Source organism: Pseudomonas quebecensis (assembly GCF_026410085.1).
Taxonomy (GTDB): domain Bacteria; phylum Pseudomonadota; class Gammaproteobacteria; order Pseudomonadales; family Pseudomonadaceae; genus Aquipseudomonas; species Aquipseudomonas quebecensis.
Genome location: NZ_CP112866.1, coordinates 296,297 through 315,874, shown reverse-complemented (window position 1 = coordinate 315,874; position 19,578 = coordinate 296,297). Strand labels below are relative to the sequence as shown.

Annotated in this window: 17 protein-coding genes; 14 read left to right on the top strand and 3 right to left on the bottom strand. The window is 59.3% G+C overall.

The annotated features are described in order from the left end of the window. Nucleotides 1-119 precede the first annotated feature (119 nt). The 11 genes from OSC50_RS01460 (at nt 120) to OSC50_RS01410 (ending at nt 14,160) form a co-directional block, all read left to right on the top strand. Nucleotides 120-2,900 carry an LPS-assembly protein LptD gene (locus OSC50_RS01460; protein ID WP_266247066.1) on the top strand — a complete coding sequence of 927 codons (2,781 nt, stop codon included), beginning with the start codon at nt 120-122 and terminating at the stop codon, nt 2,898-2,900. Further along, a complete protein-coding gene (locus tag OSC50_RS01455; protein WP_266247068.1) occupies nt 2,875-4,215 on the top strand; it encodes a peptidylprolyl isomerase in 1,341 nt (446 codons plus the stop codon). Before OSC50_RS01460 ends, OSC50_RS01455 begins: the two co-directional genes overlap by 26 nt. Next, nucleotides 4,212-5,201 carry a 4-hydroxythreonine-4-phosphate dehydrogenase PdxA gene (gene pdxA, locus OSC50_RS01450; RefSeq protein WP_266247071.1) on the top strand — a complete coding sequence of 330 codons (990 nt, stop codon included), beginning with the start codon at nt 4,212-4,214 and terminating at the stop codon, nt 5,199-5,201. Before OSC50_RS01455 ends, pdxA begins: the two co-directional genes overlap by 4 nt. Next, complete coding sequence (gene rsmA, locus OSC50_RS01445) at nt 5,198-6,010, top strand: 16S rRNA (adenine(1518)-N(6)/adenine(1519)-N(6))-dimethyltransferase RsmA (RefSeq protein ID WP_181080235.1); 813 nt, start codon at nt 5,198-5,200, stop codon at nt 6,008-6,010. Before pdxA ends, rsmA begins: the two co-directional genes overlap by 4 nt. A 106-nt stretch (nt 6,011-6,116) precedes the next feature. Continuing rightward, the gene (apaG, locus tag OSC50_RS01440; RefSeq protein WP_181080234.1) at nt 6,117-6,497 is read left to right on the top strand and encodes a Co2+/Mg2+ efflux protein ApaG; all 381 of its coding nucleotides are present in this window, start codon (nt 6,117-6,119) and stop codon (nt 6,495-6,497) included. Beyond that, nucleotides 6,497-7,348, top strand: a complete 852-nt coding sequence (locus OSC50_RS01435) for a symmetrical bis(5'-nucleosyl)-tetraphosphatase (RefSeq protein ID WP_181080233.1) — start codon at nt 6,497-6,499, stop codon at nt 7,346-7,348. Before apaG ends, OSC50_RS01435 begins: the two co-directional genes overlap by 1 nt. Before the next feature lie 32 nt (nt 7,349-7,380). Continuing rightward, nucleotides 7,381-7,710 (top strand): thiosulfate sulfurtransferase GlpE, encoded by a 330-nt coding sequence (gene glpE, locus OSC50_RS01430; protein ID WP_181080232.1) that lies wholly within the window; start codon nt 7,381-7,383, stop codon nt 7,708-7,710. A 285-nt stretch (nt 7,711-7,995) separates the two neighbouring features. Next, on the top strand, nt 7,996-9,918 hold the full coding sequence (locus tag OSC50_RS01425; RefSeq protein WP_181080231.1) for a PrkA family serine protein kinase: 1,923 nt from the start codon (nt 7,996-7,998) through the stop codon (nt 9,916-9,918). 115 nt (nt 9,919-10,033) lie between these two features. Continuing rightward, nucleotides 10,034-11,305 (top strand): YeaH/YhbH family protein, encoded by a 1,272-nt coding sequence (locus OSC50_RS01420; RefSeq protein WP_266247075.1) that lies wholly within the window; start codon nt 10,034-10,036, stop codon nt 11,303-11,305. After that, complete coding sequence (locus OSC50_RS01415; RefSeq protein ID WP_266247078.1) at nt 11,302-12,867, top strand: SpoVR family protein; 1,566 nt, start codon at nt 11,302-11,304, stop codon at nt 12,865-12,867. The genes OSC50_RS01420 and OSC50_RS01415 overlap by 4 nt, the downstream gene beginning before the upstream one ends. 63 nt (nt 12,868-12,930) lie before the next feature. Then, nucleotides 12,931-14,160, top strand: coding sequence for a multifunctional CCA addition/repair protein (locus OSC50_RS01410; protein ID WP_266247080.1), 1,230 nt, complete (start codon nt 12,931-12,933; stop codon nt 14,158-14,160). Here the strand turns inward: OSC50_RS01410 and folK are convergent. Then, the gene (gene folK / locus OSC50_RS01405) at nt 14,155-14,673 is read right to left on the bottom strand and encodes a 2-amino-4-hydroxy-6-hydroxymethyldihydropteridine diphosphokinase (protein WP_253509613.1); all 519 of its coding nucleotides are present in this window, start codon (nt 14,671-14,673) and stop codon (nt 14,155-14,157) included. The two genes, OSC50_RS01410 and folK, sit on opposite strands and share 6 nt — an antisense overlap. Beyond that, on the bottom strand, nt 14,664-15,017 hold the full coding sequence (folB, locus tag OSC50_RS01400; protein WP_253509614.1) for a dihydroneopterin aldolase: 354 nt from the start codon (nt 15,015-15,017) through the stop codon (nt 14,664-14,666). Before folB ends, folK begins: the two co-directional genes overlap by 10 nt. A 74-nt stretch (nt 15,018-15,091) precedes the next feature. Between folB and plsY the strand changes: the two genes are divergently transcribed. Then, complete coding sequence (gene plsY / locus OSC50_RS01395; RefSeq protein WP_034101082.1) at nt 15,092-15,661, top strand: glycerol-3-phosphate 1-O-acyltransferase PlsY; 570 nt, start codon at nt 15,092-15,094, stop codon at nt 15,659-15,661. Between the two features lie 20 nt (nt 15,662-15,681). On the opposite strand, the gene tsaD is transcribed toward plsY, so the two are convergent. Next, a complete protein-coding gene (gene tsaD, locus OSC50_RS01390; RefSeq protein WP_181080224.1) occupies nt 15,682-16,707 on the bottom strand; it encodes a tRNA (adenosine(37)-N6)-threonylcarbamoyltransferase complex transferase subunit TsaD in 1,026 nt (341 codons plus the stop codon). Nucleotides 16,708-16,909: 202 nt separating this feature from the next. On the opposite strand from tsaD, the gene rpsU reads away from it, so the two are divergent. Continuing rightward, nucleotides 16,910-17,125, top strand: coding sequence for a 30S ribosomal protein S21 (gene rpsU / locus OSC50_RS01385; RefSeq protein ID WP_002551877.1), 216 nt, complete (start codon nt 16,910-16,912; stop codon nt 17,123-17,125). 442 nt (nt 17,126-17,567) lie between these two features. Further along, nucleotides 17,568-19,541: a DNA primase gene (gene dnaG / locus OSC50_RS01380; RefSeq protein ID WP_181080223.1), complete on the top strand. Its 1,974-nt coding sequence runs from the start codon at nt 17,568-17,570 to the stop codon at nt 19,539-19,541. Nucleotides 19,542-19,578 lie beyond the last annotated feature (37 nt).

Sequence of the window (19,578 nt, the reverse complement as noted above, 5' to 3'; positions counted from 1 at the left end):
CCGACGGCGCTAGCCGTCAAGCGGGTCATGCTTTATTATCACGCATCTTTTTCAGACCATCGAGAGGCGTGCGGCCCACACCGCGGGCAGATGGCACGCAGGAAGCCCGGACTAATAAGATGGCATTGAAATCCCCCGCGTTTCGTAGAAAATTTCCGTTGCTGGTAACCGGCAGTCTGCTGGCCATGCAACCCTTCGCCACCTCATTCGTGGTCGCCGCGGAACAGTATGACTGCTCAGTCTCTGCTTCGGGTGCCTGGGATTGCGCGCCGAAAACCGCCGCAGCCCCTCTACCACCGCGTCCGGTGCATGACGGCGCTGCCGTCAGCTCGGCCAACAGCACGGCACAGGCCGAGGCGGGTGGCAGCACCGAGGCCGAGCCCAAGACCGCACTGGTCACCGAAGCCAAGGGCCGCGGCCTGCGTTCGCGCAGCGCCGACTACAGCCACCTGGATTGGGTGCCGCGCGACAAGCTGACCGCAGCCCAATTGGCCGAAACCGGTCCATATTGCGGCGGTGCGTACATCGAACCGACGCGTCCGGGCATGAACGACAAGACGAACAAGAGCGACGCGCCGACCTTCATCGGTGCCAAGGCCTCTCGTTACGAGCAGGAATCGCAAGTCGCGACCCTGGCCGGTGATGTCGTCATGCGCCAGGGCAGCATGCAGCTCGAATCCCAGGAAGCCAGCCTGTACCAGGCCGAGAACCGTGGCGAGCTGAACGGCAACGTGCGCCTGCGTGACAACGGTGCGCTGATCGTCGGCGACCACGCCCAGGTTCAACTGGACACCGGCGCCGCGCAGATCGACAACGCCGAATATGTGATGCACAAGTCGCGAATCCGCGGCAACGCGCTGTACGCCAAGCGTGCCGAAAACGCGATCATCCGTCTCAAGGACGGTACGTACACCACCTGCGAGCCGGACAGCAACGCCTGGCAGCTCAAGGGCAACAACATTACGTTGAACCCCGCCACCGGTTTCGGCACGGCGACCAACGCGACGTTGCGGGTCAAGAACATCCCGATCCTGTACACCCCTTACATCTATTTCCCGATCGACAATCGTCGTCAGTCCGGTTTCCTGCCGCCGAGCTTCAGCACCGGCAGCGAGACTGGCTTTACGCTGACCACGCCGTACTACTTCAACCTGGCGCCAAACTATGACGCCACGTTGTACCCGCAATACATGACCAAGCGCGGCCTGTTGATGGAAGGCGAATTCCGCTACCTCACCAAGGCCAGCGAAGGTCAGTTCGGCGGCGCATACCTGAACGACGACAACGACGAGCGCAGCAAGCAGACCGATTACGAGAAAACCCGCTATATGCTCAATTGGCAGCATAAGGGTGGGTTGGATTCGCGGTTGTCGACTCAGGTGGATTACACCCGGATCAGCGATCCTTATTACTTCCAGGATCTGAAAAGCAACCAGATTGGGGTGGAGTCTCAGGACTTCCTGAATCAGCAGGGCTCTGTGACGTATCGCGGAGATTCCTATCAGGCTCGTTTGAACCTTCAGGCCTACCAACTGGCGACGATTTCCCAGATCACGCCGTATGATCGGTTGCCGCAGATTACCTTCAATGGCGCGCTGCCTTATAACCCGGGCGGTTTGAGATTCGCCTATGAGACCGAAGCTGTAAGATTTGATCGGGATCTTGAGGACGGCACATTCACTGATAAAGATGGCATTACGACTACTCCGCGCCTAGATACCAATGTGAGGGGGCTGACCCGCGCCAACGGTACGCGCCTGAATCTGGCTCCAAGCGTTGAACTGCCACTTACTACGACCTACGGCTTCATCACGCCGAAGTTGAAATACGTTTACACCAAGTATGATCTGGACCTCGATACTTTCGGTAAGAATACGATGAACCCGGGAGAGGAATTCAAAAGCTCCCAAGATCGCGCGGTACCAATCGCCAGCATCGACAGCGGCCTGTACTTCGACCGCCACACCAACTGGTTCGGCAAAGATTACAACCAGACTCTCGAACCGCGTGCTTACTACCTCTATGTCCCGAACAAGGACCAGAGCGATATTCCGGTCTTCGACACCAGCGAATACTCGTTCAGCTACGCCTCGTTGTTCCGCGACAACCGCTTCAGCGGGTCTGACCGGATCGGTGACGAGAACAAACTGTCCCTGGGCTTGACCAGCCGCTGGATCGAAGAAAACGGTTTCGAACGTCAGCGCGTCAGCGTCGGCCAGGCGGTTTACTTCAAAGATCGTGAAGTTCAGCTTCCAGGCGTACTGGCAGCCGACCGTGCCGATGCGCAGTCCGACGTATCGCCTGTTGCCTTGGAATACGAATTCCGCTTCAACCGCGACTGGCGCGCCACTGCCGACTACAACTGGGATACCGAGGAACACAGCGCTCGCTCCGGCAGCGCGATGTTCCACTACCAACCGGAAGACAACCCCAACAAGGTGGTCAACCTCGGTTATCGCTATCGCAACGACCAGGTGGTCTACAACCAGTTGACCGGCAAGTGGCAGTTCGGTGGTGACTACAGCGTTCCATCCGACACCCAGAACTATGTGAAGGATTACTACAAAATCCAACAACACGACTTCTCGATGATGTGGCCGATCATTCCGCAGTGGAACCTGATCACCCGCTGGCAGTATGACTATGCCCGCAACCGCACCCTGGAAGCTTTTGGTGGTTTCGAATACGACAACTGCTGCTGGAAATTGCGTGTCATCAACCGTTACTGGGTTTCCAACGACGAATATACCCAGCTCGCCCCGCTTAACGAAAAGGGTGACCACGGGCTCTTCTTCCAGATCGTCCTCAAAGGACTCGGCGGCCTGACCGGCGCCAAGGTAGAGAGCTTCCTCGACAAAGGCATTCAAGGTTATCGTGAACGTGAAGATCAAGCTTTCTGATTGTCTGCGCCCGCTCATACTGGGCGCGCTGTTCCTGGGGACCGTCTCGGCACACGCGGCGGTCCAGCAGTTGGACAAAGTGGTGGCCATTGTCGATAACGACGTGATCATGCAGAGCCAACTCGACCAACGGGTCAAGGAAGTTCAGCAGACCATCGCCAAGCGTGGCGGCGGTGTGCCACCTACCAGCGTGCTGGACCAGCAGGTGCTGGAACGCCTGATCGTCGAGAACCTGCAATTGCAGATCGGCGAACGCTCCGGCATCCGTATCTCGGACGAAGAGTTGAACCAGGCAGTGGGCACTATTGCCCAGCGCAACAACATGAGCATTGACCAGTTCCGCGCGGCGCTGGCTCACGATGGTTTGTCCTACGAGGACGCCCGTGACCAGATCCGCCGTGAAATGATCATCAGCCGTGTACGTCAGCGCCGCGTCGCTGAGCGCGTCCAGGTTTCGGAGCAGGAAGTGAAGAACTTCCTGGCATCGGACTTGGGCAAGATGCAGCTTTCCGAAGAGCTGCACCTGGCCAATATCCTGATTCCGACCCCGGACAGCGCCAACTCCGAACAACTCAATGCGGCAGCTGCCAAAACCAAGGCGATTTATGATCGCCTCAAGGCCGGTGCCGATTTCGCGCAAATGGCGATCGCCCAGTCCGGCAGTGACAACGCCCTTGAAGGCGGTGATATGGGCTGGCGTAAAGCCGCTCAATTGCCACCTCCGTTCGATCGTGAACTGAGCGCCATGGAAGTGGGCGGCATTACTCAGCCAGCTCGCACGCCCGGCGGTTTCATCATCCTCAAGTTGCTCGAGCGCCGTGGCGGCCAGACGTCGTTGAAAGACGAAGTGCATGTTCGCCACATCCTGGTCAAGCCAAGCGAAATCCGTAGCGAAGCGCAAACCAAGGAGCTGGCCGAGAAGATCTACGACCGTATCCAGAACGGTGAAGACTTCGCCACCCTGGCCAAGAGCTTCTCGGAAGATCCGGGTTCTGCCCTCAACGGCGGCGACCTGAACTGGATCGATCCGAAAGCCTTGGTACCAGAGTTCCAGCAGGTGATGGCCGATACTCCGCAAGGTGTGTTGTCCAAGCCGTTCAAGACGCAATACGGCTGGCATGTCCTGGAAGTCCTTGGCCGTCGTGCCACCGACAACACCAGCCAGGCTCGCGAGCAACAGGCTCTGAACGTGCTGCGTAACCGCAAATACGACGAAGAGCTGCAAACCTGGTTGCGTCAGATCCGTGACGAAGCCTATGTGGAAATCAAGCTGCCAGGCGCCGGACCAACAGGCACCGACCAGGCAGCCCAGTGAAACCAAAGCGTTTCGCGGTGACTCCCGGCGAGCCCGCCGGCATCGGTCCAGACCTGTGCCTGCTGCTCGCCTCGCAACCTCAGCCACACCCCCTGATTGCCATTACCAGCCGTGGCCTGCTCGTTGAGCGGGCCGCGCTGCTGGGTGTGGCTGTCACCCTGTTGGATGCGTCACCGGGCAATTGGCCTGACGCGCCCGCGCCCGCCGGCAGCCTGTACGTGTGGGACACCCCGCTGCAGGCCAAGGTCGTAGCGGGTCGCCTGGACAAGGCTAATGCGGCATTTGTGTTACAGACCCTGACTCGCGCCGGGCAAGGCTGCCTCGACGGCGACTTCGCCGGCATGATCACCGCGCCGGTGCACAAGGGCGTGATCAACGAGTCCGGCATCGCGTTTTCCGGACACACCGAGTTTCTCGCCGAGCTGACTCACACCGCGCAGGTGGTAATGATGCTGGCCACGGGCGGCCTGCGTGTGGCGCTGGTGACTACACACCTGCCCTTGCGCGAGGTGGCCGACGCCATCACCGCCGAGCGTATAGAGCGCGTGACACGCATCCTGCACGCCGACCTGCGCCACAAATTCGGCATTGCCCAACCGCGTATCCTGGTCTGCGGGCTCAACCCTCATGCCGGAGAAGGTGGCCACTTGGGCCATGAAGAAATCGACATCATCGAACCCACCCTGGAGCGTCTGCGCCAAGAAGGCATGGACCTGCGCGGCCCGCTGCCCGCAGACACTCTGTTTACCCCCAAATATCTGGAGCACTGCGATGCAGTGCTGGCGATGTACCATGACCAGGGGCTGCCGGTGCTGAAATACAAAGGCTTCGGCGCCGCCGTCAACGTGACCCTGGGCCTGCCGATCATTCGTACCTCCGTCGACCATGGCACCGCCCTGGACCTGGCGGGCAGCGGCAAGATCGATACCGGCAGCCTGCACGTGGCCCTGGAAACCGCCTACCGGATGGCCGAGACCCGTATATGACCGAGCATTACCAACACCGGGCGCGTAAGCGCTTCGGGCAAAACTTCCTGCACGACGCTGGCGTGATCGACCGAATCCTGCGCTCTATTCATGCCAAGCCGGAAGATCGCCTGCTGGAAATCGGCCCGGGCCAGGGAGCATTGACCCAAGGCCTGCTGGCCAGCGGTGGGCAGCTGGACGTGGTGGAACTGGACAAAGACCTGATCCCGATCCTCAATCAGCAGTTCGCCGGTAAGCCCAACTTCAACCTGCATCAAGGCGATGCACTGAAGTTCGACTTCAATACCCTTAACGCCGCGCCCAACAGCCTGCGCGTGGTGGGTAACCTGCCGTACAACATTTCCACGCCGCTGATTTTCCACCTGCTGAATAACGCCGGGATCATCCGCGACATGCACTTCATGCTGCAAAAAGAAGTGGTGGAACGCCTGGCTGCCGGCCCTGGCGGCGGTGATTGGGGCCGCCTGTCGATCATGGTTCAATACCACTGCCGCGTCGAACATCTGTTCAACGTCGGCCCGGGGGCCTTCAATCCGCCGCCGAAGGTCGATTCGGCCATCGTACGCCTGGTTCCCCACGCAGTGCTGCCACACCCGGCCAAGGATCACAAACTGCTTGAGCGCGTCGTACGCGAGGCGTTCAACCAGCGGCGCAAAACCCTGCGCAATACGCTCAAGGCGCTGTTGAGCAACGCCGAGATCGAAGCCGCCGGCGTCGACGGCAGCCTGCGACCCGAACAACTGGATCTGGCCGCGTTCGTGCGCCTGGCTGACCAGTTGGCCGTCCAGCCTGCGCCAGCCGCGGACTGAGCCTGCCGTGCACCAGGCCGGACAGCATGTCTGGCCTAGTACACACTTCTTGGCCTAGACTGATCCGCATCTGCTGTCTTCCGCTTTTGCTTTTAAGGCCTCTTGCATGTCCGATCCTCGCTACCAGATCGACGTCAGCGTCGTCACCCGCTTCCTGGCGGAACAATCGCAACCTGAACAAAACCGCTTCGCCTTTGCCTACACCATCACGGTGAAAAACAATGGGCTGGTGCCGGCCAAACTGCTCTCACGCCACTGGGTGATCACCGACGGTGACGGCCAGGTCGAAGAAGTCCGTGGCGCCGGCGTCGTCGGCCAGCAGCCACTGATCGACAGCGGCGCCAGCCACACCTACAGCAGCGGCACGGTGATGACCTCCAAGGTCGGCACCATGCAGGGCTCATATCAGATGAAAGCCACCGATGGCCATGTGTTCGATGCCATGATCAAGCCTTTTCGGCTCGCCGTGCCAGGAGCCCTGCACTGATGGCGACATATGCGGTCGGGGATTTGCAAGGCTGCCTGGAGCCCCTCAAGTGCCTGCTGGAACGGGTAGCCTTCGACCCGGCGCAGGATCGCCTGTGGCTGGTGGGCGACCTGGTCAATCGTGGCCCCGCGTCACTCCAGACCCTGCGCTACTTATATAGCCTGCGCAATTCGTTGGTCTGTGTTCTGGGCAATCATGACCTGCACCTGCTGGCCGCCGCGAATAACATCGAACGCCTGAAAAAGGGCGATACCCTGCGGGAAATTCTCGACGCACCGGACCGCGCCGAGCTGCTCGACTGGCTACGTCGGCAAAAACTCATGCATTACGATGAAAGCCGCAATATCGCGCTGGTCCATGCAGGTATTGCGCCGCAATGGACACTGAAGAAAGCCCTCAAGTGTGCCGCCGAAGTTGAATGCGCCCTCGCCGATGACAGCCTGTACACCGCCTACCTCGACGGTATGTACGGTAACGAGCCGGTCAAGTGGGATAACGATCTCACCGGTGTCGCTCGCCTGCGGGTCATTACCAATTACTTCACCCGCATGCGCTTCTGCACCGCCGAAGGAAAACTTGATCTCAAGAGCAAGGAAGGCGCCGACACCGCCCTGCCCGGCTATAAACCCTGGTTCGCCCACAAGGAACGCAAGACCCGCGACACGAAGATCATCTTCGGTCACTGGGCGGCCCTGGAAGGCCACTGCGATGAACCCGGCGTATTCGCCCTCGACACCGGCTGCGTGTGGGGTGGCGCCATGACCTTGATGAATATCGACACCGGCGAGCGCCACCGCTGCCAGTGCCCACCCCCTCTTGCCGTTACACAGCCGGCCGCCGCCAAGCGCTAGACACCGCTTGCCGCCCGCCCAAGGAGCCCGCCATGAGCGAATTCAAACGTATCCCTCCCGAACAAGCCCAGGCCCTGCGCGAACAAGGCGCAGTGGTGGTCGATATCCGCGATCAGCCTACTTACGCCGCTGCCCACATCACTGGTGCCCAGCACCTGGACAACGTCAACATCGCCGATTTCATTCGCGCCGCCGACCTTGACGCACCGCTGATCGTGGCCTGCTACCACGGCAACTCGAGCCAGAGCGCAGCCGCCTATCTGGTCAGCCAGGGCTTCTCGGACGTCTACAGCCTGGATGGCGGATTTGAGCTATGGCGTGCGACCTTTCCTGCAGAAATCGCATCAGGCGACTCGCAATAATTTTTTTCACACCCCGCCACCCCGCGTGTCACTTGGGCTCGCGCCGTTTCTGACGAACGGCGCGGGCAAACTAATTACGTCTCGCACCTTGACCTCTCCGATTCCGAACTATCCTTAAGCGCAGGCCATCCGAATCAGGGGAGAGCCGGTACACCGGCGTGCGGGTCATCGGTAGCGTTTCAGGGTGTTCTGGGGGGAAAACAACCATTGGCGATCGTCAATGGTTGCCAGCATCAACTGATTGATCCGGCGTCGGCTCCACGTATCGAGCGAGGTGACGACGTCATGAGTATTTTTAGCCACTTCCAACAACGCTTCGCGTCCACACAGCAGGAAGAACTCACGCTTCAGGAGTATCTCGACCTGTGCAAACAGGACCGAAGCGCCTACGCATCCGCTGCCGAACGCCTGCTGCTGGCGATCGGCGAGCCGGAGCTGGTAGACACCTCGAATAATTCGCGCCTGTCACGAATATTCTCCAACAAGGTGATCCGCCGCTATCCGGCCTTTGAAGACTTCCACGGCATGGAAGAATGCATCGACCAGATCGTTTCCTACTTCCGCCATGCCGCCCAAGGCCTGGAAGAGAAGAAACAGATCCTCTACCTGCTCGGCCCCGTCGGCGGCGGTAAGTCGTCCCTGGCCGAAAAACTCAAACAGTTGATCGAGAAGGTGCCCTTCTACGCTATCAAGGGCTCACCCGTTTTCGAGTCGCCCCTGGGCCTGTTCAACGCCACGGAAGACGGCGCGATTCTCGAAGAGGACTTCGGCATTCCACGGCGCTACCTCAACACCATCATGTCGCCCTGGGCTACCAAGCGCCTGGCGGAGTTTGGCGGTGATATCAGTCAGTTCCGCGTGGTGAAACTCTACCCGTCGATCCTCAACCAGATCGGCGTGGCCAAGACCGAACCCGGCGACGAGAACAATCAGGATATTTCGGCGCTGGTCGGTAAAGTCGATATCCGCAAACTCGAAGAATTCCCGCAGAACGACGCCGACGCCTACAGTTACTCGGGCGCATTGTGCCGGGCCAACCAAGGCCTGATGGAGTTCGTGGAAATGTTCAAGGCACCGATCAAGGTGCTGCACCCACTGCTGACCGCCACTCAGGAAGGCAACTACAACAGCACCGAAGGCCTGGGAGCGATTCCGTTCACCGGGATCCTGCTGGCCCACTCCAACGAATCGGAATGGCACACCTTCCGCAACAACAAGAACAACGAGGCGTTCATCGATCGGATCTACATCGTCAAGGTACCGTACTGCCTGCGGGTCAGTGATGAAATCAAGATCTATGACAAATTGCTGTTCAACAGCTCCCTGTCCAAGGCCCATTGCGCGCCCGACACCTTGAAAATGCTCGCTCAATTCACCGTGCTGTCGCGCTTGAAAGAACCGGAAAACTCGAATATCTACTCCAAGATGCGCGTGTACGACGGCGAAAACCTCAAGGACACCGACCCCAAGGCCAAGTCGATTCAGGAATATCGCGACTCCGCCGGCGTGGACGAGGGCATGAACGGCCTGTCGACGCGTTTTGCGTTCAAGATCCTGTCCAAAGTGTTCAACTTCGACCCCCACGAAATTGCCGCCAACCCGGTGCACCTGCTTTATGTGCTGGAGCAGCAGATCGAACAGGAACAGTTCCAGGCCGAGACCCGCGAGCGTTACCTGCGATTCCTCAAGGAATACCTGGCACCGCGCTATATCGAGTTTATCGGCAAGGAAATCCAAACCGCGTACCTGGAGTCTTACAGCGAATACGGCCAGAACATCTTCGACCGCTACGTGCTGTATGCAGATTTCTGGATTCAGGACCAGGAATACCGCGACCCGGAAACCGGCGAGATTCTCAACCGCGTAGCCCTCAACGAGGAACTGGAAAAAATCGAGAAACCGGCAGGTATCAGTAATCCGAAGGATTTCCGCAACGAAATCGTCAACTTCGTGTTGCGTGCCCGCGCCAACAATAACGGCAAGAATCCGACCTGGCTCAGCTACGAAAAGCTGCGGGTGGTGATCGAGAAAAAAATGTTCTCCAACACCGAGGATCTGCTGCCGGTTATCAGCTTCAACGCCAAGGCCAGCAAGGAGGACCAGCAAAAACACAACGACTTCGTTACTCGAATGGTCGAGCGTGGCTACACCGACAAACAGGTACGCCTTCTTTCGGAATGGTACCTGCGGGTTCGGAAATCGCAGTGAGAGAAGCAGCTGTAAGCTTCTAGCGACAAGCGGCAAGGGAAAAGCGACAGAGCCCGTCAGCGGGTTCTGCCTTGCGGCTTGAAGCTCACGACTTGAAGCTCCCCGGAGGGGCCCCATGAGCTATGTGATCGACCGACGCCTCAATGGCAAGAACAAGAGCACGGTAAACCGCCAGCGTTTCCTGCGGCGTTACCGTGACCACATCAAAAAGGCGGTGGAAGAGGCCGTCAGCCGCCGCTCCATCACCGACATGGAGCATGGCGAACAAATCAGCATTCCCGGACGCGACATCGACGAGCCGGTGCTGCACCACGGCCGGGGCGGCAAACAGACCGTCGTGCATCCCGGCAACAAGGAGTTCACCACAGGCGAGCATATCCAGCGCCCTCCAAGTGGGGGTGGCGGCAAGGGGCCGGGCAAGGCCGGTAATTCCGGCGAGGGCATGGATGAGTTTGTGTTCCAGATCACCCAGGAAGAATTCCTCGAATTCATGTTCGAGGACCTGGAGTTGCCCAATCTGGTTAAACGCAATCTCACGGGCACCGACACCTTCAAGACGGTGCGCGCCGGCATCAGCAACGAAGGCAACCCTTCGCGGATCAATATCATCCGAACCCTGCGCTCGGCCCACGCCCGGCGTATTGCCCTATCGGGCAGCAGCCGCGCCAAGCTCAAACAGGCCAAGGAAGAGTTGGCGCGGTTAAAGCGCGAAGAACCGGATAACTTCGGCGATATCCAGGAAATCGAGACGGAAATCGAAAAACTCAGCGCGCGGATTCGCCGCGTGCCGTTCCTCGATACCTTCGACCTGAAATACAACCTGCTGGTCAAGCAACCCAACCCCAGCTCAAAGGCAGTGATGTTCTGCCTGATGGATGTGTCCGGATCCATGACCCAGGCCACCAAAGACATCGCCAAACGCTTCTTTATCCTGCTGTACCTGTTCCTCAAGCGTAATTACGACAAGATCGACGTAGTTTTCATCCGTCACCACACCAGCGCACGGGAGGTGGACGAAGAGGAGTTTTTCTACTCGCGCGAAACCGGCGGCACCATCGTCTCCAGTGCATTGAAACTGATGCAGGAGATCATGGCTGAACGTTACCCCGCCAACGAATGGAACATCTACGCAGCCCAAGCCTCCGACGGCGACAACTGGAACGACGATTCGCCGATCTGCCGCGACATTTTGATCAACCAGATCATGCCGTTCGTGCAGTACTACACCTATGTCGAAATCACCCCTCGGGAGCACCAGGCCCTGTGGTTCGAATACGAGCGTATCGGCGAAGCCTTCGCCGACACGTTCGCCCAGCAACAACTGGTCTCGGCCGGCGATATCTATCCGGTCTTCCGTGAACTCTTCCAGCGCAGGTTAGTGACATGACCGCCAAAAAAGAGACTAAGCGCCAACCCATTTCCACCGGGTCCGAATGGACCTTCGAACTGATCCAGGCCTATGACCGGGAAATCAGCCGTATCGCGGCGGGTTATGCCCTGGACACTTACCCCAACCAGATTGAGGTAATCACCGCCGAGCAGATGATGGACGCCTATGCCTCGGTCGGCATGCCCCTGGGCTATCACCATTGGTCCTACGGCAAGCACTTCCTTAGCACCGAAAAGTCCTACAGCCGCGGCCAGATGGGCCTGGCTTACGAAATCGTGATCAACTCAGACCCGTGCATTGCTTACCTGATGGAGGAAAACACCATCTGCATGCAGGCACTGGTGGTCGCCCACGCCTGCTATGGGCATAACAGCTTTTTCAAAGGCAATTACCTGTTCCGCACCTGGACCGACGCCAGTTCGATCATTGATTACCTGGTGTTCGCCAAGCAGTACATCATGCAATGCGAAGAGCGCCATGGCATCGACGCGGTGGAAGACCTGCTCGACTCCTGCCACGCGCTGATGAATTACGGGGTCGACCGCTACAAACGCCCTTACCCGATTTCCGCCGAAGAAGAACGCCTGCGTCAGAAAGAGCGCGAAGAACACCTGCAGAAACAGATTAACGACCTGTGGCGCACCATCCCCAAGCGCGCCGGTAAAAACAACGACAAGGATAATGCACGCTTCCCCGCCGAACCTCAGGAAAACATTCTGTATTTTCTGGAAAAGCACGCTCCGCTGCTGGAGCCGTGGCAGCGCGAGATTGTGCGAATCGTGCGCAAAATTGCCCAGTATTTTTACCCGCAGCGCCAGACCCAGGTGATGAACGAGGGGTGGGCCACCTTCTGGCACTACACCCTGATGAACGACTTGTACGACGAAGGCCTGGTCACCGACGGCTTCATGATGGAGTTCCTAACGTCCCACACCAGCGTCGTGTTCCAGCCAGGTTTCGACAGCCCGTATTACAACGGTATAAACCCCTACGCCCTGGGGTTTGCGATGTACCGCGATATCCGGCGCATGTGCGAAAACCCCACCGAGGAGGACCGCCGTTGGTTCCCGGAAATCGCTGGCAGCGACTGGCTGTCCACCATCAAGTTCGCCATGAGCAGCTTCAAGGACGAGAGCTTCATCCTGCAGTACCTGTCGCCCAAGGTGATCCGTGACCTGAAGTTGTTCAGCATTCTCGATGACGACCTCAAGGACGACCTGGTGGTACCGGCCATCCATGATGAACCGGGCTATCGCATTATTCGCGAGACGCTGGCCGCGCAATACAACCTGGGCAATCGCGAACCCAACGTGCAGATCTACAGCATCGATGTGCGCGGCGACCGCTCGCTGACCCTGCGTCATCAGCAACATGATCGCAAACCCCTGGGGGACTCCACCGAGGAAGTGCTCAAGCACCTGCATCGCCTGTGGGGCTTCGATATTCACTTGGAAACCCTGCAGGGCGATCAGGTGATGAAGACTCATCATGTTCCGCCGCGCAGCGACCACAACGATAATGACTACGGTTGCCTGGACATGGCCGTCGTCCATCTGTGAAACAGCAAAGCCTCCATTGGCCAGGGACAGGCGTTATCCTGTGCCGCTAATGGAGGCTTTTTCATGAAAATCTATAAAGTTGGTGGCGCGGTGCGCGACCGCTTGCTGGGCATCGACGTTACTGACATCGACCGCGTCGTTGTCGGCGCGACCACTGAAGAAATGCTCGCCAAGGGTTTCAAGCCGGTCGGGGCTGATTTCCCGGTGTTCCTGGACCCGAAAAACGGCGATGAGTACGCCCTCGCCCGCACCGAACGCAAGAGCGGCAAGGGCTACGGCGGCTTTGTATTCCATGCAAGCCCAGACGTTACGCTGGAGGAAGACCTGATTCGGCGCGACCTGACTATCAATGCCATGGCGCAAGACGATGACGGCAACCTGACCGACCCCTATCACGGCCAACAAGACCTGCAAGCCCGCATACTGCGGCATGTATCCCCGGCGTTTGCCGAAGATCCGTTACGCGTACTCAGAGTCGCGCGTTTTGCCGCGCGTTATGCACACCTGGGTTTCACAGTGGCGCCGGAAACCCTCGAGTTGATGCGCCAACTCAGCGAATCCGGCGAACTGGAGGCCCTGACGCCCGAACGCAGTTGGAAAGAAATCTCTCGCGCACTGATGGAAGATCAACCTCAGGTATTTATTCAGGTGTTACGCGACTGCAATGCGTTGAAAACCCTGATGCCAGAAATCAATGCGCTGTTCGGCGTGCCGCAACCCGTGGCACACCACCCTGAAATCGATACGGGCGTGCACACCCTAAGCGTGCTGGAACAGGCCGCCGTGCATCGGCAACCGCTGACCGTACGCTGGGCTTGCCTGCTGCACGACCTGGGTAAAGGCCTGACGCCTGTGGATAAGTTGCCGCAGCATATTGCCCATGAACACAGGGGTTTGAAGCTGATCAAGGCGGTCAATGAGCGCTTCAAAGTGCCAAGGGACTGCCAGGAACTGGCGCTGCTGGTCGGCCAGTATCACACCCACGGCCATCGCGCATTGGAGCTGAAGGCCTCGACGCTGCTGGAGTTGTTGCAGAGTTTTGACGTGTATCGCCGGCCGCAGCGCTTCGAGGAGTTCGTGGTTGCCTGTGAAATGGACGCGCGTGGCCGCAAAGGCCTGGAGCAGCGCAGTTATCCACAAGCCGATTATTTGCGCGGTGCAGCGCAGGCAGCACGCGGCGTGGCCGTAGCGCCGCTGCTGGAGAAAGGTTTCAAAGGTCCGGAACTGGGCGAAGCGCTCAAGCGGGAAAGGCTCAAGGCACTCAAGGCCTACAAGGAAAAGTGCGCGTTATAACAACCCACTCGGCGTGAGCTGCTGGCCCTGCCATTCGAACGCGACGGGGGCCAGCACCTGATCAATGTGCGCATCGCGCCATAAGTGGGCCATTGTCTTGCCCGCCTCAGGGTGCATGCGATCCGGCGCCATCAACGACAACGGCCATAACACAAAGGCGTTTTTCAGGATCTCTGCCCGTGGCAGCACCAAACCGTCAAAGTTACCCACCAGCTCGCCATACAGCAGCACATCGATATCCAGCGGCAAGCCTTTGCGGTCCGGTGCATAGCGGCCGTTATCCGCCTCGATCAACTTCAACCGACGATCCAGTTCCATCAACGCCAGATCGGTATACGCCGACACCACCAAATTGAAGAACGGCCCGCTCTTGATGCCGACCGGCTGACTCTCGAACACCGCCGAACAGCGTATGTCCACCAGCAAACCCGCCAGCGCGTCCAACCCCGCGCGCAAGTGGCGCTCACGCTCGATGTTGCTGCCAAGACCAAGGTAAACCTGAGTTAGCGACATCCGCGCTCGATCTCCACACCGACACCCTTGGCGGCCGGCACGGCGCCGGGCTTGGTCAATTTGAGGCGCAGCCAGGGAATGTTGAACTCGCGCATCAGCACTTCAGCCAGGCGCTCGGCAAACGTTTCCACCAACTGGTATTGGGATTGCTCGGCGAACGCCTGGACGCGCGCAGACACGCTCGCGTAGTCCAGCGCCAGGGTCAGGTCGTCGCCGGCCGCGGCCGGGCGGTTATCCCAGGCGAAGCTCAGGTCCAGACGCAGGCATTGTCGGATCCCGCGCTCCCAGTCGTAGGCCCCGATCACGGTGTCGACTTCCAGGCCTTCGATAAACACTCTGTCCAAGCACTCTTCTCCGCAGCACGACAAGGGCGCGATGCCCCGTTAGAATCAGGGCGTCCTCGCCCGGAATAGTTAGCATGTTTTGGTCACTGGCGATTCTCGCCTACCTGCTCGGCTCGCTGTCCTTCGCCATTTTGCTCAGCCGCCTGACGGGTAACCCCGATCCGCGAATGGGTGGCTCCGGCAATGCCGGCGCTACCAATATGCTGCGCCTGGCCGGCAAGAAGCTCGCCGTACTGACGTTGCTGGGCGACGTCTGCAAAGGCTTGTTACCCGTGCTGATCGCCAGCCTCGCCGGCCTCACCCTGCAACAGCAGGCCTGGGTGGGCGTATGCGCCGTCCTCGGCCATCTGTTTCCATTGTACTTTCGCTTTCGCGGCGGCAAAGGCGTCGCCACGGCGGCCGGCATGCTGCTGGGGATCTACCCACCCGCCGCGCTGCTGGCCGTACTGGCCTGGCTGCTGACGTTTTACTTGACCCGCACCAGCTCGCTGGCCGCGCTGATCGCCACGCCCCTGACCCTGCCACTGCTGGCCTGGCAGGAGCCGGCGGCGCTGTTACCCATGAGCGTGCTGACGCTGCTGATCGTCTGGCGCCATCGCGGCAATCTACGCGACCTGTTTGCCGGGCGCGAACGGCATTTTTAAATACCGACGCACCTCGTGTCCTACAACGGCGACAGCTGCTCCATCGGCCAACGCGCCTGCACGCTGATCGCCAGGCTTTCATGCTGCCCCGCCTGTAACCGCTGACAACCGGCGTAGGCGATCATCGCGCCGTTATCCGTGCAGAATTCAGGTCGGGCATAGAACACATCGCCGTTCATATCGCCGAGCATTTTCTCCAGGGAACTGCGCAACGCCTTGTTGGCGCTGACGCCGCCGGCGATCACCAGACGCTTCATGCCCGCTTGCTTGAGGGCGCGCTTGCACTTGATGGTCAAAGTCTCCACCACGGCCTGCTGGAACGCCAGTGCGATGTCGCAACGGACTTGCTCGCTGTCGTCCCCGGCGCCGAGGCTTTGCTGCCAGGTGTTGAGTGCGGAGGTTTTCAGGCCGCTGAAGCTGAACATCAGGCCTGGGCGATCGCACATCGGGCGCGGGAAGGTGTAGCGGCCGGCGACGCCCTTTTCGGCGAGGCGTGCGATCTCCGGACCGCCGGGGTAATTGAGGCCCATCATCTTGGCAGTCTTGTCAAAGGCTTCGCCGGCCGCGTCATCCAGGGACTCGCCGAGCAGCGTGTATTGGCCGATGCCATCCACCTGAACCAGCTGCGTATGCCCGCCCGACACCAACAAAGCGACGAACGGGAACTGTGGCGGTGTTTTTTCCAACATGGGTGCCAGTAAATGACCTTCCATATGGTGCACACCGAGTGCCGGAATGCCCCAGGCGAATGCCAGCGCCTGGGCGCAAGAGGCCCCAACCAGCAGGGCTCCGACCAATCCGGGGCCGGCCGTGTAGGCAATCGCATCGATCTCGGTGGGCACGCAACCGGCCTCATCCAGCACCTGGCGAATCAACGGCAGCATGCGCTTGACGTGATCACGGCTGGCGAGCTCCGGCACCACGCCGCCATAGGCGCGGTGCAAGTCGATCTGACTGAACAGTGCATCGGCCAGAAGCCCGCGTTCACTGTCGTAAAGGGCGACGCCGGTTTCGTCGCAGGAGGTTTCAAGTCCCAGTACTAGCATGGGTTTGCGCCTTGTAGAGGCTGAATTCGAAGGCGCGCATAATAGTCGCCGCTCCACCTCCCGACTAGCGGTTTTCGATCAGAGGCTTTGCATTCCAGGCAATGAGGGGTTAACATCCGCAACCCTTAAAAACCGACGACCTCAGCCGTGAATTGTTTGCGACGAGAACGTTGATCCCGGTAATGAAAGAAGGTAGCTCTGGATGCCAGCCGTCAAAGTTAAAGAGAACGAACCCTTCGACGTAGCTCTGCGTCGTTTCAAGCGCTCCTGCGAAAAAGCCGGTGTACTGGCTGAAGTTCGTAGCCGCGAATTTTACGAGAAGCCAACTTCTGAGCGTAAGCGTAAGGCAGCAGCCGCTGTTAAGCGTCACGCCAAGAAAGTTCAGCGCGAACAGCGCCGCGCCGTTCGTCTGTACTAATACACAGACGATCGTAGCAAGCTTCTGCCAAGCCCGGCCCTCAGCCGGGCTAATGGCATTTGCGGATATCGCTTGATGCTTCATCGTCGACGCCGCACACGCGACCGAGACACTGCTTCACACGTCAGGACTGGCTCTTCTGCCAGCGGTGCGCGTCTCTTCTGACGAGCCTTACAAGGCTACTGACGAGCACACTTATTTTATAAACAGGCGATCAACTGCGTCGGCTGTGCCCACCACCGAGCTTCCGAGGCCTGCCATGGGTCAAGACCGGATGCCTGGGCAACATTTCAAGCCGAAGACTGATAGACACTAACGTCAGCGAATGTCCGGCAGATACACTTCCTGACAGTCCAAACAGATAATTGATGATCAAGCCCGCATGACGTGCGCTTGAATACTTCATGGGCCCTCATTTACACGCAGTGATGACGAGAACGCCATGGCCGGGCTGATTCCCCAGAGCTTTATTGACGACCTTCTGAACCGCACCGACATCGTCGATGTGGTCAGCTCGCGCCTGCAAATGAAGAAGGCGGGCAAGAACTACACCGCCTGCTGCCCGTTCCACAAAGAAAAGACCCCCTCGTTCAGCGTCAGCCCCGACAAGCAGTTCTATTACTGCTTTGGCTGCGGCGCAGGCGGTAATGCCCTTGGCTTTATCATGGACCACGACAACCTGGACTTCCCCCAGGCCGTCGAGGAACTGGCCAAAGCCGCCGGTATGGAAATCCCCCGCGAAGAAAGCGGCCGTTCGCACAAACCACGACAACCCACCGACTCGCCGCTGTACCCGTTGCTGACGGCCGCTGCCGACTTTTATCGTCAAGCGCTTAAAAGCCATCCGCAGCGCAAAGCGGCCGTCGAGTACCTCAAGGGGCGCGGCCTCACGGGTGAAATCGCCCGCGACTTCGGCCTTGGCTTTGCACCGCCGGGCTGGGATAACCTGTACAAACACTTGAGCAGCGACACCCTGCAACAGAAAGCCATGATCGATGCTGGCCTATTGGTGGAAAACGCCGAGACCGGCAAGCGCTATGACCGCTTCCGCGACCGCGTGATGTTTCCGATCCGCGACAGTCGCGGCCGCATCATCGCCTTTGGTGGCCGCGTGCTGGGTGACGACAAGCCTAAATACCTGAACTCCCCGGAAACCCCGGTATTCCACAAGGGCCAGGAACTTTACGGGCTGTTCGAAGCGCGCAAGAACAACCGCAACCTTGACGAAATCATCGTGGTTGAAGGCTACATGGACGTGATAGCCCTCGCTCAGCAAGGCTTGCGCAACGCCGTCGCTACCTTGGGTACCGCCACCAGCGAAGAGCACATGAAGCGCCTGTTTCGCGTGGTGCCCAGCGTCCTGTTCTGCTTCGATGGCGACCAGGCCGGCCGTAACGCCGCGTGGCGAGCGCTTGAGGCCACGCTGTCGAGCCTGCAGGACGGGCGTCGCGCGCGCTTCCTGTTCCTTCCCGAAGGCGAGGATCCGGACACCCTGGTGCGCTCAGAAGGCACCGACGCCTTCCGTGCACGAATCAACCAGCACGCGCAGCCGCTGGCGGATTATTTTTTCCAGCAACTGACCGAAGAAGCCGACCCACGCTCCCTTGAAGGCAAGGCCCACATGGCGACCCTCGCGGCGCCGCTGATCGACAAGGTGCCCGGCGCCAACCTGCGCACGCTGATGCGTCAGCGCCTGCTGGAAATTACCGGTTTGAGCGGCGAGGCCGTGAGTCAGCTGGTGCAGAGCGCGCCACAGGACGCCCCGCCCGCCTACGACCCAGGCATGGACTACGACGCCATGCCGGACTATGCCGATTTTCATCCACAGCAAGACGCCTATGCGCCCCAGCAGGAGTGGACGGCGAAGAAGCCCGGCGCCGGCGGCAAGAAATGGGACAACAAAAAACCCTGGAGCAAGAACGGCAAGCGTGGCGATCGAGATGAAGCCTATGCCCCGCGCACACCGGTCGCGGTGGAAGCGCCTACGCTGATTGCACTGCGCACGCTTATTCATCACCCGCAACTGGCGGGCAAGGTTGACAGTGCCGAGCACTTTGCCAACGAGAGCAACACTTACGCGCAGGTACTGATCGCTTTGATCGAGGCGGTGCAGAAAAACCCCAGGCTAAACTCCATTCAGCTGATGGCAAGATGGCATGGCACCGAACAGGGTCGATTATTGAAGGCACTCGCGGAAAAGGAGTGGCTGATTGACGGCGAAAACCTTGAACAACAGTTTTTAGACACCATTACTAGGTTATCCGCGGGCCAGCACACGCAGACCCTCGACGAACTTATCAAGAGAGCAAGGCAGCCTGGATTATCGGCTGAAGAGCAGATTCAGATAGCAAAACAGATGCGCGACCTCTTAAAACAGAATGTTTCCGCATCAAACCCGACCTCAGCTGGCGTGTGAGGTCATAGCTCGGGTATAATCCTCGGCTTGTTTTTTG